This is a genomic window from Massilia sp. PWRC2 (assembly GCF_049896725.1).
Classification (GTDB): domain Bacteria; phylum Pseudomonadota; class Gammaproteobacteria; order Burkholderiales; family Burkholderiaceae_D; genus JAFCUW01.
This window is the reverse complement of record NZ_JAFCUW010000004.1, coordinates 44,727-59,430: the sequence shown is the minus strand read 5'-3', so window position 1 is coordinate 59,430 and position 14,704 is coordinate 44,727. Positions and strand designations below refer to the sequence as shown.

The 14,704-nt window shown below is 63.4% G+C and carries 14 protein-coding genes and 1 pseudogene; 7 read left to right on the top strand and 8 right to left on the bottom strand.

The features are described 5' to 3' along the window. Positions 1-483: 483 nt before the first annotated feature. Positions 484-1,242 (top strand): fumarate/nitrate reduction transcriptional regulator Fnr, encoded by a 759-nt coding sequence (gene fnr / locus ACP7BZ_RS09745; RefSeq protein ID WP_426112514.1) that lies wholly within the window; start codon positions 484-486, stop codon positions 1,240-1,242. A gap of 43 nt (positions 1,243-1,285) precedes the next feature. Here the strand turns inward: fnr and ACP7BZ_RS09740 are convergent, their stop codons facing one another. The 6 genes from ACP7BZ_RS09740 to ACP7BZ_RS09715 form a co-directional block, all read right to left on the bottom strand. Continuing rightward, complete coding sequence (locus ACP7BZ_RS09740; protein ID WP_426112512.1) at positions 1,286-1,447, bottom strand: sulfite exporter TauE/SafE family protein; 162 nt, start codon at positions 1,445-1,447, stop codon at positions 1,286-1,288. Positions 1,448-1,488: 41 nt separating this feature from the next. Beyond that, positions 1,489-2,928, bottom strand: coding sequence for an oxygen-independent coproporphyrinogen III oxidase (hemN, locus tag ACP7BZ_RS09735; protein WP_426112510.1), 1,440 nt, complete (start codon positions 2,926-2,928; stop codon positions 1,489-1,491). A gap of 120 nt (positions 2,929-3,048) precedes the next feature. After that, positions 3,049-3,720, bottom strand: a complete 672-nt coding sequence (locus tag ACP7BZ_RS09730) for an Hpt domain-containing response regulator (protein WP_426112508.1) — start codon at positions 3,718-3,720, stop codon at positions 3,049-3,051. A 311-nt stretch (positions 3,721-4,031) separates the two neighbouring features. Then, positions 4,032-5,636: a methyl-accepting chemotaxis protein gene (locus tag ACP7BZ_RS09725; protein ID WP_426112506.1), complete on the bottom strand. Its 1,605-nt coding sequence runs from the start codon at positions 5,634-5,636 to the stop codon at positions 4,032-4,034. 87 nt (positions 5,637-5,723) lie between these two features. Then, on the bottom strand, positions 5,724-6,155 hold the full coding sequence (locus tag ACP7BZ_RS09720) for a phosphate ABC transporter substrate-binding protein (RefSeq protein WP_426112504.1): 432 nt from the start codon (positions 6,153-6,155) through the stop codon (positions 5,724-5,726). A 12-nt stretch (positions 6,156-6,167) separates the two neighbouring features. Beyond that, positions 6,168-7,304, bottom strand: coding sequence for a hypothetical protein (locus tag ACP7BZ_RS09715; RefSeq protein WP_426112502.1), 1,137 nt, complete (start codon positions 7,302-7,304; stop codon positions 6,168-6,170). A 344-nt stretch (positions 7,305-7,648) separates the two neighbouring features. Here ACP7BZ_RS09715 and ACP7BZ_RS09710 point away from each other — a divergent pair, with 344 nt between their 5' ends. Beyond that, positions 7,649-8,293 carry a response regulator gene (locus ACP7BZ_RS09710; RefSeq protein WP_426112500.1) on the top strand — a complete coding sequence of 215 codons (645 nt, stop codon included), beginning with the start codon at positions 7,649-7,651 and terminating at the stop codon, positions 8,291-8,293. Positions 8,294-8,351: 58 nt separating this feature from the next. Here ACP7BZ_RS09710 and ACP7BZ_RS09705 read toward each other — a convergent pair whose 3' ends face one another. Beyond that, a complete protein-coding gene (locus ACP7BZ_RS09705) occupies positions 8,352-9,032 on the bottom strand; it encodes a cupin domain-containing protein (protein WP_426112498.1) in 681 nt (226 codons plus the stop codon). A 132-nt stretch (positions 9,033-9,164) separates the two neighbouring features. On the opposite strand from ACP7BZ_RS09705, the gene ACP7BZ_RS09700 reads away from it, so the two are divergent. From ACP7BZ_RS09700 to ACP7BZ_RS09690, 3 genes are all read left to right on the top strand, one after another. Next, positions 9,165-9,962, top strand: coding sequence for a class II aldolase/adducin family protein (locus ACP7BZ_RS09700; protein WP_426112496.1), 798 nt, complete (start codon positions 9,165-9,167; stop codon positions 9,960-9,962). An 86-nt stretch (positions 9,963-10,048) separates the two neighbouring features. Beyond that, positions 10,049-11,059 (top strand): transporter, encoded by a 1,011-nt coding sequence (locus tag ACP7BZ_RS09695; RefSeq protein WP_426112494.1) that lies wholly within the window; start codon positions 10,049-10,051, stop codon positions 11,057-11,059. Between the two features lie 7 nt (positions 11,060-11,066). Beyond that, entirely contained in the window at positions 11,067-11,360 is a 294-nt protein-coding gene (locus ACP7BZ_RS09690) for a PEP-CTERM sorting domain-containing protein (protein WP_426112492.1), read from the top strand. A gap of 61 nt (positions 11,361-11,421) precedes the next feature. On the opposite strand, the gene ACP7BZ_RS09685 is transcribed toward ACP7BZ_RS09690, so the two are convergent. Next, positions 11,422-12,471 carry a zinc-dependent alcohol dehydrogenase gene (locus ACP7BZ_RS09685; RefSeq protein WP_426112490.1) on the bottom strand — a complete coding sequence of 350 codons (1,050 nt, stop codon included), beginning with the start codon at positions 12,469-12,471 and terminating at the stop codon, positions 11,422-11,424. Between the two features lie 317 nt (positions 12,472-12,788). On the opposite strand from ACP7BZ_RS09685, the pseudogene ACP7BZ_RS09680 reads away from it, so the two are divergent. Further along, positions 12,789-13,121, top strand: a pseudogene (locus tag ACP7BZ_RS09680) (hypothetical protein); the annotation flags it as partial. Positions 13,122-13,517: 396 nt separating this feature from the next. Further along, complete coding sequence (locus ACP7BZ_RS09675) at positions 13,518-14,651, top strand: hypothetical protein (protein WP_426112488.1); 1,134 nt, start codon at positions 13,518-13,520, stop codon at positions 14,649-14,651. Positions 14,652-14,704: the final 53 nt, after the last annotated feature.

Sequence of the window (14,704 nt, the reverse complement as noted above, 5' to 3'; positions counted from 1 at the left end):
GTCGTTCGAGGACCTGCTGCACCGGTCGCCTGCACAAAAACACGCAGCAGGATTCATGCCATGCGCGGCGCGGGGCGCTCAATCTTTTTATAATCAAGGCACTGGACCAGGGCGGCGACGGCGCCATGGGGGCCGGGTAGCGCCGCCAGCAGCGCTGTCAGTTTTTCCGACAATTAGCCTGGATACAGGGATGCACGGCGATTAGCCGATGTCGCCCCCGGTGTTTTTGATGTACATCAAAAGTAAACCTGTGATCCAGCGGCGCAAACGTGTGCGACTCGACGGCTGTCAAGGCCGGCGTTATCATAGACGCATGCTGTTAGCCGCTTGTAGAGCCGGCGCCGGCCTGTGCTGCTGTTCTGTGCTGCCATTCTGTGCTGCAGTGCTGTCCTGCCGCGTTGCCCTGCTGCGTACATGAATGCCCGCCGGGCGTGCATCCCTTTCATACCGCCCTACAGTACGATTTTCTTGTAAAGAGCCGCCATGCGCCTTCCGCTTTCCGCCGCCGCCGTCACTGTCCACGCCATCAAGGCGGGATGCGCCGGCTGCAGCATGCACCAGTTGTGCTTGCCAATGGGCCTGGACGACGACGACATCGAACGCCTCGACCAGGTCATCGGCCGCCGCCGCCGGGTGGCGCGCGACGAACGCCTGTACCAGCGCGGCGAGCCGTTTCGCCATCTGTATGCGATCCGCTTCGGCCACTTCAAAACCTGCTACGTGGACGTCAGCGGCGACGAACAGATCACCGGCTTTCAAATGGCTGGTGAACTGCTGGGCATGGACGCCATCAGCGAAGAGCGCTACCAGTGCGACGCCGTCGCGCTCGACGATTGCGAAGTGTGCGAAATCCCCTTCCCCGCGCTCGAAAGCCTGTTTGGCGAAGTACCCAATCTGCTGCGCCACTTCCACCGCATCATGAGCCAGGAAATCACGCGCGAACAAAATGTCATGCTTTTACTGGGCAACATGCGGGCCGAACAGCGGTTTTCGGTTTTCCTGGTCAACCTGGCCACGCGCTATGCGGCGCGCGGTTATTCGTCCACCGAGTTTGATCTGCGTATGTCGCGTGAAGACATCGGCAACTACTTGGGCTTGACCATCGAGAGCATCAGCCGCCTGCTGGCCCGTTTTAAAAAGTTGGGCCTGCTGGCGGTCGACAAGCGCGGCATCACCCTGCTCGACCCGGCGCGCCTGAAGGCGATGGCGGCCGGCACCACGGCTTGCAGTCCGCTGGCCTGAGCGCGCCGCAGGTGCGCGGTGTCAGCGCCGGCAACGGCGCCCATCAAACGCAGGCCGTTGTCGCCGCCGCTGCGCGCTTGAGCGGCACGCCAAGCGGCCGCCCGGGCGCCATCGAAAAAGCGCCGACGATGCCGCCGCACATGCCGGCACAGTGCACGCTGACGGTCAGCCCGATCAGCAGCATGGCCAGCAATGGCGCCAGCACCGGCGGCAGAAAAGACCGCAGCGCGGCGGCGTCGATACCGGCTAGACGGTGCTGGAAAAGCGCGGCACCAGCGTCGCCGCCGGAGCTGCCGGTGATCCCGGTAATACCAAATAACGATCGAACACCATGCAGATATTGCGGATCACCAGCCGTCCCTTCGGACTGACGCTGAGCCACTCGGGGCCGACGCTGACCAGACCATCTTGCTGCAGCAGGTGCAGCTGTGCCAGCTCGCTGGCAAAATAATCGCCGAAGGTGATCGGAAAGGCTTGTTCGACTGCCTCGATCGACAGCTCGAACTGGCACATCAGCATCCCGATGATGGAGCGGCGCAGGGCGTCGTCCATCGAGAGGGTGATGCCGCGCTCGATCGGCAGCTCGTTGCGGTCGAGCCGTTCGTAATAGGCCTCGAGCGTCTTCACATTCTGGCTGTAGCTCATGCCCACCGCACCGATGGCCGACACCCCGCAGGCGACGATATCGGCATCGGCGTGCGTCGAATAGCCCTGAAAATTGCGGTGCAGGCGGCCCTGCCGCTGGGCCACCGCCAGCTCGTCGTCGGGACGGGCGAAATGGTCCATGCCGATGTATACATAGCCGGCTGCGCCCAGCCGGTCGATCGCCAGGCCCAGCATGGCGAGCCTGGTGTCGGCGTCTGGCAGGCGCGCCGTATCGATGCGGCGCTGCGGCTTGAACAGGTGCGGCAGATGGGCGTAGTGATACAGGGCGATGCGGTCGGGCGATGCCGTGATCACCCGCTCGAGCGTGTGCGCCATGGTCGCCGCATTCTGTTCGGGCAGGCCGTAGATCAGATCGATGTTCACCGAGCGGAAGCCGTGCTGGCGGGCGGCGTCGAGAATGGCCTGGGTCTGCGCCTGCGGCTGCACGCGGTTGACGGCGCGCTGTACCGCTTCGTCGTAATCCTGCACACCCAGGCTGATGCGGTTGAAACCCTGCTGGCGCAGGCGGCCGATGCGCTCGGGCGTCACGCTGCGCGGATCGACTTCGATGCCATACTCACCGGCGGCGTCGCTGGCGAAGGTGAAGTGGCGGTGCAGGTGCGCCATCAGCTCGTCGATCTGGGCGTCGCTCAGGTAAGTGGGGGTGCCGCCGCCCAGGTGCAGCTGGCGCACCTCGTTCATGCCGGAAAACAGCGCGGCCTGCATGGCGATCTCGCGTTTCAGGTAAGCGAGGTAATGGGCTGCCTTTTCGGTGCGGCGGGTGACGATCTTGTTGCAGGCGCAGTAGTAGCAGACCGATGCGCAAAACGGGATGTGCAGATAGAGCGACAGCGGCTTGCCGGCGCCACGCGTACGCCGCGCCGCCACCGCCGCCAGATAATCGCGGTAGCCAAATTGCGAGCTGAAACGGTCGGCCGTGGGGTAAGACGTGTAGCGCGGTCCGGCACGGCGCAAGTTGCGCAACAGGTCGGCATCGAAACGGACTGGCGCCTGCTCGGCTGAAAGGGTGAGGTGGGACATGCGCGCTTTTCGGAATGTGGACTGCTCGAAACTGAACGGTGTCCTTGATAAGCGTCAGTGTAAAAAGCGGGCGCGCTAAAATCCTTGACTTACATCAAATACAAAGGGGCGACGGCCGTCTCAAGGGGCCAGGCCAATGCGCTCGGCCAGCCGGTTCAGCGCGGCCTGCGCCAGCGCGTGTTCGCCCTTGCTGATGGCGGCATCGAGGCGGGCCGCCAGCTCGCCTTCGGCGCCGTGGTCAAACGAGGCCCCCGCCCCTTTGACAAAATGGGCAATTCTCGACACCGCGCGCCATTCGTGGCGGGCCGCCAGCGCCTGCATCTGCTGGACCTGCACCGGCAGCCGGGCGGCAAACAGCGCGCACAGCACCGCCATGTCGAGCAGCACCGGCGGCGCGCCGGCAGTCGCACTGGCGACGCCGCCCGGCGCCAGCAGGCTGCCCAACTGGCTCGCCAGCGCGCCACTGTCGAGCGGTTTGATCAGGCAGTGGCTAAATCCGCGCGCCAGATAGTGGCGCTGCTCGGCCGCCACCAGGGCCGCCGTCAGCGCCACGATGGGCCGCGCGTAGCCGGCCGCGCGCAGTGTCGCGCTGGCGTCGATACCGTCCAAAAAGGGGATGGTCAAGTCGATCAGCAGCAGCTCGAAGTGGCCAGTCAAGGCCAGCGCCACCGCACTGGCAGCGTCGTTGGTATTCGACACCTCGAGGCCCAGCTCGGTGAGCATGGCGCTGGTCAGGCGCCGGTGCCGTGCCTGGCTGTCGAGCAGCAAGACCTTGCCACGCAGGGCGGCCATCAGCGCGCCCCCGTCAGGCCAGCCGAGAAAGCGCGATAAGCCCGATAAGCCCGACAGGCCCGACAGGCTGGCCAACCAGGGGCGGCTTGACGGCCGCGCCAGAAACTCGCAATGAGCATGAAAGACACCGGTGACCGCCAATCCTGTAGCTGGGATAATGATTGCAAACCCGTCAATGCGGGTAAAAAGTCCGGCATCGCTGCCTCCCTGCCGCGCCCTTCGTGGCTAAGGCATGAGAGTGTACTGCGCACAGTTTTGCCTGACAATGCGTGATGGCCTGCTGATGCAGGTAGACAACAATCGGCGCTTGATCAAGCGGCCTGGTCGACCAGACGAAGCGCCGGTCTGGCCGCCGCCACCGCGCTGGCACTGCCCGCTTTGGCGGCGCCCCCGCCGCTGCCGGCGGGCAGCTTGAAGACGCCGACCGCTTCACTCATCTGCTGGGCCTGCTCCTGCAAGGAGTCGGCGGCAGCGGCCGCCTGCTCCGTCATCGCCGCATTTTGCTGGGTGCTCTCGTCCATCTCGGCGACACTGTGGCTGAGGTTTTCCAGGCCCTTGCTCTGCTCCTGGCTGGAGGCACTGATTTCACCGATCAGCTTGCTGACATGCTCGACCGAGGTAACGATTTCCGTCATCGTCGTGCCGGCATCTTCGACCAGCCGCGAGCCGGTGCTCACCTTGGTGGCGGAGTCATCGATGAGCTGCTTGATTTCCTTGGCGGCGCTGGCGCTGCGGTGCGCCAGACTGCGCACTTCGCTGGCGACCACGGCGAAGCCACGGCCCTGCTCGCCGGCACGCGCCGCTTCGACGGCGGCATTCAGGGCAAGGATGTTGGTCTGGAAGGCAATCGAGTCGATCACGCCGATGATGTCGGAGATCTTGCGCGCCGAGGCATTGATGTCATTCATGGTGTCGACCACCTGGGCCACCACCCGCCCGCCCTTGGCGGCCACGCCGGAGGCGGCGTCGGCCAGTTCGTTGGCATGGCGCGCACTTTCCGCATTGTGCTGGACGGTGGCGGTCAGGTCGCCCATCGAACGGGCGGCGCGGCCGATGTTGCCGGCCTGCGTCTCGGTGCGCGCCGACAGATTGGCGTTGCCGCTGGCGATCTCGGCGGAGGCGACGCGGATTTCCGCCGCCGCGCCCTGGATGCCGCCAACGATGCCTTCGAGCCGCGCGCGCATTTCAGCCAGCGCACCGAGCAGGCTGGCGCCATAACGGGGATCGAATTCGATGCTGATCGACAGGTCGCCGGCCGCCACCGTTTGCGCAATCTTGCGCGCATATTCGGGCTCACCGCCCAGCTGGCTCCAGATGGCGCGGATGACGAACCAGGCGACCAGCACCAGTGAACAGATGACCAGCGCCGCCACCGCAATACTGATGGTGAGCACCAGCTGGACGCGCGAGGTGCTGTAGGCGACGCCGTTTTTAAATTGTTTATTGGCAGCGACCACGGTTTTTTCCAGGTCGCCGCTTATGGCGGCCAACGATGCCTGCATCTTGGCGATGGCGCTGGGGACATCGCCCTTGTCGACCTCGAGCATGATGCGGGCAGCGGCCGCGCCATCGGTGTAGTAGGCGTTAAATTCGGTAAGAATGCGCTCGCTGTTGGCCTTTTGCCCGGCGATGGCGCCGTACTGGGTAATCTTGGTGCGAATCTTGTTGGCCGATTCGGCGATGGTGTCGAGCCGTTTTTTGTCGCCTTCGAGCACCGCCCCCTTGAGCTCGTCCGCCAGCGCCTGCACATCGCCGCGCAGCATGCCCGACTGGCTCAGCACGGGATAATCGACGGCGCCGGTGGCCTCGATGGCCTCAAGCGCGATGGTCGAATAGTATGACGAGACGGCCAGCCCCAATCCGAATATGGCAGCGGAAATAATGGGCAGCGACCAGATTCTGTTCTTGATGTTCATTGCGATGTCCTGGCTGATGATTGCATACGGGGGCACGCAACAACGCAGCGCCGCAGCGGCCTGGCTGCGCGCCCCCGGCGTGGTACTTTATTTGAGACTCAGTACCGGCTTGACGCTGCCGTCAAGGGCGCCCTTGTCGATATAACCGATCATGTTGGGGTTGCTGGCAACGAGCGTCTTGACGGCCGCGCTGTCGCCCACTTCCTTCGGCGGCTGGCCCTTGCCGCTGAAAATCTGCTTGGACCAGTAGGCTTTTACCTGCGCCGCCGTCTTGCCCGTCGACTTGGAATAAAAGTCGTCGCGCAGGGCGCCGTCAGCCTGATCGACCGGCACCGCCTGGCCACCACCAGGCAGGACATTCGATTTGCCGAGAAAAATGTCGGCAACCTGGTCGGCGGTGAGCGCGCTGGCGCCCGACTTGGCGGACACCACCACCACCGTTTCGGCGAAAGCGGCGCTGCCGGCAGCCATCATAGCGAGCGCCAGCAAAGAAGAACGCATCAGCGTGTTGTTTTTCATGAGAGCAATCCTTTAAAAGACGAAGTCGATGGTGCCGGACAAAATCTTGGCACTGCTGCCCGCCATGCCCGGCTTGGAGTTGGTGAAAAAGCCGTTGCTGCCTGGTTCCAGCTGCACCTTGTCGAGCTGCACCTTGAGCGCAAAGTTCTTGCGGAAGTCCCAGCGCAGGCCGCCCGAGACGGTGTGCTGGGCGCGTAGGGCCAAATTGATCTGGCCGTCATCGATATCGACCTTCGAATAGGTGATGTAGGGCGTAAATTTGTTGAAGCGGTAGCCGCCAGTCACATAGCCGGCCTTTTGTGCGCGCTGGACGGTGCCGAAATCGGACTTGGTCAGTTCGCCCAGCACGAACCAGTTGCCTGGATCGTAGGTGGCGCCAAGGTTGTAGACATTTGCTGGCGAATAAATAAACGTGCCGGCGGCGCCGTTGAGACGGAAGTCAATCTTGGTCAGCGCCGCGCGCAGCGTCAATGCACCCATCTCGGCGCTGTCGGCGATGCCCTTGATTTTCTCCGCGCGCACGCCGTTGGAAACGGCGCCGGTGGAGCTGACCGAAGCGACTTCCATCTTGCCGTACCAGACCTGGGTCGTATTCGTGACAGGGCCAAAAGTATGGCGGTAAGCGCCGTCAATGCCGTCCGAATTGGTGGTCGAGCGCAGGCTGTAAGTCTCGATCGGCGGGCGCACCCACGGATTGGCGTAACCGACCAGGCGGGTTTCCGAGTTCATGAAGGTGGCCATGGCGACGCGGCCAACGCGCACGCTCAGTTCCGGCGTGATCGCATACTTGATGTTGGCCCACTCGACGCGCGGCAGATAGCCTGAATTGACGCGCTCGCGCGAGACCACTTGCAGCACTGCGCTCCACTGGTCAGTGATCTTGGCATCGACCTGCATGGCAAGCTTGCTGTCGACGGTAAACGACGAGCGGTTGGTGTAGCCCGCGCCATTCGGCTGAAACACATCGGCGACATAGTCGCCCGTGTTGACCGAGTTGTGCACCATGCCGACGGTGCCGAAGCCGCTGACATTGAACATCTGGCTAACATCTTGCGCGTGAGCGCCGGCGGAAGCCAGCACGGCCATTCCCACCAGCACGGCAGTGCGGCGGCGGATCAGCGGGACAGCAGGAGTAATGTGGCGGGACATAGATTCTCTCTGGTTAGTTGAAGTGATGCGCCCGAGCTTACTTTTGGTGACAAATTCTCGGCGACAACAAATCTTCTCACGAATTCCATAAATAAATGTAACCATGACTCACAAATTCGACACTGACGGCTTTTTCTGTCTTATTTAAACAAATTTGTTATTTATAATGAATTTTTATGTGGCGAAAGCTTAGTTGTTCATGTGTTCGGCTAAAAGACAGCAAAAATCGGGTAAGATCCGCGTGTTGCGGAGAAAAAATTTGTCCGCCAGCCTGGCGCAGCGCGCAGTTCGCCTGCAGCGCTGCCACAAGCAGTATGTTTTCGTTTCTTCCTTGATCCCAGACCATGACCAATAACGAGGTATGCACGACCCAACAAGCCGCCGGCCTGCTCGGCATTTCCGTCACCTCGGTACAGCAACTGGTTGAAACAGGGGTGCTGTCGGCGTGGAAGACGCAAGGCGGCCATCGGCGCATTCCGCTGGCCGCCGTCCGCGCTTACAAGGACGTGGTGGCGACGCGCGCCTCGACGGCGGCCGAACGCGCCGCCGGCAGTCCATCGCCGTCAATGACGGCAGCGGCGGCAGCGCCAGCGCCGCCATCGATCTTGGTGGTGGAGGATGTGGCCACCCAGCGCATGCTGTACCAGAACTGGCTGAGCGGCTGGGACCTGGGCGCCGAAGTGCGCTTTTGTGAAAACGGCTATCAGGCGCTGATCGAAATCGCCCGCCACAAGCCCGATGTGCTGCTGGCCGATATCGTCATGGAAGGCATCGATGGCTACACGGTGATCCAGACCATCATGGCCGACCCCATGCTGGAAGACATCAACATCGCCTTCCTCAGCGCCCTCACGGAGCAAGAGCTGGAACAACGGGGTGGCGTGCCGCCCGGCGTGGTGTTCTTTCGCAAGCCGATCGTGCAGGATGAATTGCGCGGTTACCTGCGCGCCTGTTGCGCTGCCCGCGTGCGCCGCAGTCTGCGCGGCTAGCCGCGCCTGACAACCTCTAAGCCCTTCCGGACCAGGCGTGACGAAACCTCGCTGACAGTTAAGCGGTCAGTGCCATCAACGGCGCGCCGATGGCGCCTACCTTGACGTAGATGGTGGCGCCTTCGGCGCCCGTGTACGGGGTATGGCGGCTGCCCCGGGGGCTGCGCAGCCAGGTCCCCGCCGGGTAAGCGCCATTCTCATCGAGAAACACGCCGTCGAGCACCAGGATCTCCTCGCCGCCCACATGGGTGTGCATGGTAAAGCGGGTGTGCGGCGCCCAGCGCACCAGCGCCGTGCTGACACCGTCGTGCTCGTGCAAGGGCTGCACCGCCAGTCCCGCCACCATGCCCGGGTACCACGCTGCCGCGCTGGTATCGATGCGCACCGGCGCGCTGTCGTCGGCGGCGAACTGCCACAGCTTGACGAACAGCAGGCAGCCATCGCGCGAAAACGGCGCATGGCTGCTGCCGGGCGGGTTGCGCAGGTAACTGCCGGCGGGGTAGTCGCCACGCTCATCGGAAAACACCCCCTGCAGCACGAAAATTTCTTCGCCGCCGTCGTGGACGTGCAGCTTGAAGCTGGCGCCGGCAGCATAGCGCACGATGCTGGTGGCGCGCGCCACTTCGGCGCCCACCCGGTCAAGCATGCGGCGCTCGACGCCGGCGGTTGGTGAGGCGGTCCAGACGGCGCCATGCTCGCGCAACACCACGCGCTGGGTAAAATCATCATTAATATTCATAAGATAGCAGCTTACAGCAGTGCACGTGCTGGAGTGCGGTGGCGCTCGATATTGGCATGCAGATCACGGACGGCTATCATGGGCGCGCGTCACGCCAGCGGGCGTCGACCATTGACATGAAAAGGAAGCACAGTGATCAAGCATGTTTGCGTAGTGACGGTAGCGATGGCAGCGGCGATGGCCCTGCCCCAGGCCGGCGCCCAGGCGCCCAGGGACAGCCGGACGGCGGCTGTCGTGGACGAGCTGGTCAACGCCAACCGGATTTTGTTTGCGCAGGGCGTGGTCGACGGCTTTGGCCATATCAGCGCCCGCAGCCCGGTCGACCCCAGCCACTTTTTTATGGCACGCAGCATCGCGCCTGCCGACGTCAAGCCTGTCGACATCATGGAATTCGACCGTGACGGCAAAGTGGTCGGCACCGATGCACGCCAGCCGTATGCCGAACGCTTCATCCACAGCGAAATCTACAAGGCGCGCCCGCTGGTGATGTCAGTGGTGCATGCGCACTCGGCCTCGGTGATCCCCTTCAGTATCACCAGCGTGCCCTTGAAGCCGGTCTATCACATGAGCGGTTTTCTGGGCAAGGGCGCGCCAGTGTTCGATATCCGTGATGGCAATGCTACCCATGCGGACAGCGATCTGCTGGTCAAGAATGAGCGGCTGGGCGCCCAGCTGGCCGACAAGCTGGGCCCGGCAGCGGTGGTGCTGATGCGCGGCCACGGCTTCACCGCCGTCGGCGCCTCAGTGCCGGTGGCGGTGTTCCGCTCGGTCTACACGGAACAGAATGCGCGGATCGAAATCGAGGCCCTGAAACTGGGCACACCCACATTCCTGACCGAAGGCGAAGCGAAAATGACCGAGGAAACGATGGAGCGGCTGAGCGTTCGTTCATGGGATATGTGGAAAAAGCAGGCCGACCAGGCGCGCTGAAACGGCGTGCGCGGTCGGCCTTGACGCCGCCGCCGCAGGCCCGCATACACTACAATTGCCGATTACTTTCCTTGTACGGAAGCGCCATGTCCCTGCCTGCATTTAGCTACGGTTCCGATGTCTCCGGACTGGTCTGGGGGTTCCTGATCGGCGAAGGGCCGGTCAGCACCCACATCGATGCCGGCGCCGGCATTGCGCGCATGCGCCAGGGCCTGCCCGGCCAGTTCGTCTGGCTGCACTTTAATCTGTCGAATGCGGCCAGCGAGCGCTGGCTGCGTGCGCATACCGACCTCGGCGAGAATTTTTTCGACATGCTGCACCAGGGCTCGCGCTCGACCCGCATCGAAATGGACGACGGCGCCCTGGTCGCCGTGGTCAACGACGTGCTGCACAATTTTTCGTTCGATAGCGCCGATATCTCCACCCTGTGGGTGCACGTCACGCCCTACGGTGTCATCAGCGCGCGCCGCAAGCCGCTCGAATCGATCGAGCGCTTGCGCCAGGCGGTCGAGCACGGCGAGCTGCTGCCCTCCCCGGTGCAGTTGCTGGTACACCTGCTGCACGACCAGGCCGATGTGCTGGTCAATATCGTGCGCGACGCGGTGGCGCGCGTCGACACCATCGAGGACCGCCTGCTCGCTGGCCGCCTGACCCGCAAACGCGAAGACCTGGGCGCCTTGCGGCGCGTGCTGGTGCGCCTGCAGCGCCTGCTGGCACCGGAGCCAGCCGCCCTGTTCCGCCTGCTGCAGCGACCGCCGCCATGGATCAGCAGCGATGACAGCCAGAGCCTGCGCCAGGCGACCGAAGAATTCACGGTGGTGCTCACGGATTTGAGTTCGCTGCAAGAACGCATCAAGCTGCTGCAGGAAGAAATCGCCGCCCAGACCAGCGAAGACAACAACCGCAGCCTGTTCCTGTTGACGATCGTGACAGTGATGGCACTGCCGATCAATCTGATCGCGGGCCTGTTGGGCATGAATGTGGGCGGCGTGCCGCTGGCGCAGAACCCGCAGGGCTTTGTCATCGTGCTCGCCTGCACGGCGGCGATCACCGGCGCGGTGGCGTGGTTGCTGCTGCGTCTGCAGCGCCAGCGCTGACCGGCGCGTGAGCGCCGGCTCGGGCTTCGCCTGCGGCAATCTGTTCGCCAGTTCCTATGTGTCGGTCCCGGCCGGCTCGAAGCTGACCTCGACCGACTGCGCCGGCAACGATACCTGGGCCGGCTCCAAAATGGGGATGAGTGCCGGTCTCGAGATCGTCAATGGCATGGTGGCTTCACACGTGAGCATGCCGGCGCCGGCGGCAACGCCTTCGGCTATTCCGGAACCGGGCAGCATCTGCTTGCTGCTTGCCGGCCTGGCCGCGATGGTGCTGGTCGGCACAGCAAGGAAAGCCGACTGATCGAGGCGGACGCATTGCGGCGGACAGACAGCGCGCACGGCGCTGTCGTCCGCTACCGCTGTCAGCTGGCAGCGGCGAAATCGATCACCACCCGCGAAGCTACCGCGCCGCGCTCAAGCCGTTCGAACACACTGTTAATGGCGGACAGCGGTTGCAGTTCGATCTCTGCCTTGACCTTGCCATCGACGGCGAAGGCCAGCGCTTCTGCCATATCGAGGCGGTTGCCAACGAACGAGCCGCGGATGGTGATGCAGTTGGAGACCACATCGAACAGCGGGGTGGGAAATTCGCCCGGCGGCAAGCCGACCAGCACGCAGGTGCCGAACTTGCGCGTCATGCCGACACCCTGTTTAAAGGCAGCCAGCGAGGGCGCGGTGATCAGTACGCCGTGGGCGCCGCCGTGGGTGGCTTTCTTGACCGCCCCGATGGCGTCGCCGTCACGCGCGTTGACCACGACGTCGGCGCCGAGGCGCTTGGCGTGGGCCAGTTTGCCATCATCGACATCGACGGCGCACACGTGCAGCCCCATCGCACGGGCGTATTGCACGCCCAGGTGGCCGAGGCCGCCGATGCCGGAAATGACGATCCAGTCACCCGGCTTGGCCTGGGTTTCCTTGATGCCTTTATAGGTCGTAATGCCGGCGCAGATGAGCGGCGCGGCGTCGCGCGGGGCGAGGCCGGCAGGAATGTGCGCCACGTAGTTGGGGTCGGCCAGAATGAACTCGGCAAAGCCGCCGTTTTTCGAGTAGCCGCCAAACTCTGCCTCGGCGCAGACGGTTTCGCGCGCCGACAGGCAATACTCGCAATGGCCGCAGGCTGAATACAGCCAGGGCACACCAACCCGGTCGCCTTCGCGCACGGCCTTGACGCCGGCGCCGATGGCGGTAACGATGCCGATGCCCTCATGCCCGGGAATAAAGGGCAGCGTCGGCCGCAGCGGCCAGTCGCCGGCGGCCGCATGCAGGTCCGTGTGGCAGACGCCGCAGGCTTCGGTTTTCACCAGGATCTGGCCAGGGCCGGGGACCGGCACCGGCACTTCGCGCAAGACCAGTGGTTTGCCAAATTGTTCGACCAGGGCCGCTTGCATGGTGGTTTGCGATGTTCGTGTCATGACATTCTCCGTGGTGGGACGCGTCGCCGTGGCAACTGTCGATGCACCATCATAGAGGCGCAGGGGTGGGAGTTCAGTGTGTTTGCGCGCATAGGGGCGGTGGCGCGCCGCCGGCGTGGCCGATGTTTCGCAATTTCAGGCGCCGGTGCCGGAATCGGTCCATCGCCCATTTTTGCATGCGCTCGACCGTCTGCTCAGCATGAACTGTTGCAGCTGCTTGCGCAGATACCGCAATCGCCAACGGTAGCAGCCGATTTTAAGGCGTGGCGTGGCGGTCGCCTGATGGCCCGCTATGACGCGATTGGCCGTGGTGCCAGAAGGTACTGGATCAATCGCTGCAGCTGGCGGTGGCTGGTGAATGGCATGGCATGAGCCTGCTGTTTCCGATCGAGAAGCTAGCCGACCGTTTCGTCGAAGCGGCGCTACCGCGCACCTTGCGCAAAGAGGCGCGCTTGACGGCGCAGGCGCCGTTTACTTTTGCAGCCGGCATGACCTTGTGGGTACTGCCCTTCGAAGCCGGTCAGCAAGCGGGAGCGGAGCACCTGATAATCCGCGCAACCGTGCAGCTGGCCGAGGTGATCAGACCTGACGCTGAATCATTGCCCGGCGCCGACGCGCCTGCCTCTTTCAGGTTGTCCTCCCTGGTGTAAATTTCCCCGGGCAAGGCTACCACCAGCCGCCTTGCAGCTCACTGCGTTTGCCGTTACGGATGAAAGGTGATTTCAAGCACAGATGTTTAATACACCATTGATCCGTCTCAAACTCATCGCGACTAACGGCCGGACACTCAAGGCTCTTGTATGGTTTGTCATTGGATGGCGACGCCGACGTAGCCGGCCGCTGGGGCGCCATGGCTTGATCTTGATCGCGTCTTTCTTTGTTGTTCCCCTTTGCGCACCGACAGCCGCCTTTTGCACAGCCGAGGATAGCTAAAGCGGCCGACGCATCGACAGCGCGCGGCAATCAAGCCGCAGAACGCGGCTGGTTCCGCCGTTTTGCGGCCCCGCCGACGCGTTGCGTTCACCAACCCAGCCCGAGCAAAAATCATGTCAATTCAGGATAAATGGATGTGGTGTCACAAGTGCCAGGCCCTGGCGTTTGCCGGCGCGGCCACTGCAGGCGCCTGCCCGGCTGGTGGTAATCACACGCATATCGGTAGCGGCAACTATGCGTTGGCCGATACCGACCCCAGCATTCCAGGCCAGGATGACTGGCGCTGGTGTAATAAATATCAGGCACTGTCATTCGCAGGCAACAGTACGATGGGCCACTGCGCCAGCGGCGGTTTCCACAACCACACCGGCAGCGGCAACTACAGCGTACTGAAAGCGCAGAGCGGATTCGGCGGCCAGTCGAACTTGCGTTGGTGTAATAAGTGTCAGGTCCTGTCGTTTGCCGGCAGCGCCACCGCGGGCGCCTGCGCTGCCGGTGGCGTTCACGACCATGAAGGCAGCGGCAACTATGTGCTGGCGCAAGTGCAGGATTGCAGCGGCCTGTATGCGCAGGTCCAGGCGCTCGAGCAAAAGATCAGCGCAATCGAGCACGCACCCGCTTATAGCCAGGATGCGCAGGCACCCGATCCGGGCAAGCCCGGTCGCGAGTCGCTGCAACAAGTGGTGGCGCTGCAAAAACAGCTGGCCCCGCTGGTCCAAACCTATAGCACCTGTGAAAACGCCAAATTGCTACTGGAGCAGCAACTGCGTCTGCTGCCCGGGCCACACAATTTCGGCCCCAGTCCCTTTTACATTCTCGGTCATAACACCAACACGATCGCCGAAGCCAACGCCGCACTCGATCACGGCGCCAATGCCGTCGAAGTCGACGTCACCGCCTTTTCCAACAATTTGAATGCGCTTTGCATCGACCACGCCGGCGTTACCGGCGACTCCCCCGTCAGTCCCATTGCGCCATCACTGGAAAGCTTTCTACACGCCTTGCGCGGTGTTGCCGACAGCCGCCCCGCGCTGGCGCTGGTCATGTTCGACCTCAAGCCACCCGCCGCACGCCCGGATCTGGGGCCCCTGATCTCGGTCAGCGTGCAGAGCGACCACAGCCACAGCGGCCCGGACTGGCACCTGCACCGGATCGGCGTGCAGAGCCAGCGCTATGGCGTGAACAACAGTGCGCTGTTCGATACGTGGATTGGCAGCACCGCAAAGATCACGCGCAGCCTGGTTTGAGTGCGGCCGCCATGCCAGCGCCCAGCAGGGCGTCTGGGCGCTGGCATGGCCAC

Excerpts from the sequence above, each read along its gene's own strand:
- fnr (WP_426112514.1), top strand. The coding sequence starts at position 484 with ATGCGCCTTCCGCTTTCCGCCGCCGCCGTCACTGTCCACGCCATCAAG.
- hemN (WP_426112510.1), bottom strand. The coding sequence starts at position 2,928 with ATGTCCCACCTCACCCTTTCAGCCGAGCAGGCGCCAGTCCGTTTCGAT.
- ACP7BZ_RS09730 (WP_426112508.1), bottom strand. The coding sequence starts at position 3,720 with ATGGCCGCCCTGCGTGGCAAGGTCTTGCTGCTCGACAGCCAGGCACGG.
- ACP7BZ_RS09725 (WP_426112506.1), bottom strand. The coding sequence starts at position 5,636 with ATGAACATCAAGAACAGAATCTGGTCGCTGCCCATTATTTCCGCTGCC.
- ACP7BZ_RS09720 (WP_426112504.1), bottom strand. The coding sequence starts at position 6,155 with ATGAAAAACAACACGCTGATGCGTTCTTCTTTGCTGGCGCTCGCTATG.
- ACP7BZ_RS09715 (WP_426112502.1), bottom strand. The coding sequence starts at position 7,304 with ATGTCCCGCCACATTACTCCTGCTGTCCCGCTGATCCGCCGCCGCACT.
- ACP7BZ_RS09710 (WP_426112500.1), top strand. The coding sequence starts at position 7,649 with ATGACCAATAACGAGGTATGCACGACCCAACAAGCCGCCGGCCTGCTC.
- ACP7BZ_RS09705 (WP_426112498.1), bottom strand. The coding sequence starts at position 9,032 with ATGAATATTAATGATGATTTTACCCAGCGCGTGGTGTTGCGCGAGCAT.
- ACP7BZ_RS09695 (WP_426112494.1), top strand. The coding sequence starts at position 10,049 with ATGTCCCTGCCTGCATTTAGCTACGGTTCCGATGTCTCCGGACTGGTC.
- ACP7BZ_RS09685 (WP_426112490.1), bottom strand. The coding sequence starts at position 12,471 with ATGACACGAACATCGCAAACCACCATGCAAGCGGCCCTGGTCGAACAA.
- ACP7BZ_RS09675 (WP_426112488.1), top strand. The coding sequence starts at position 13,518 with ATGTCAATTCAGGATAAATGGATGTGGTGTCACAAGTGCCAGGCCCTG.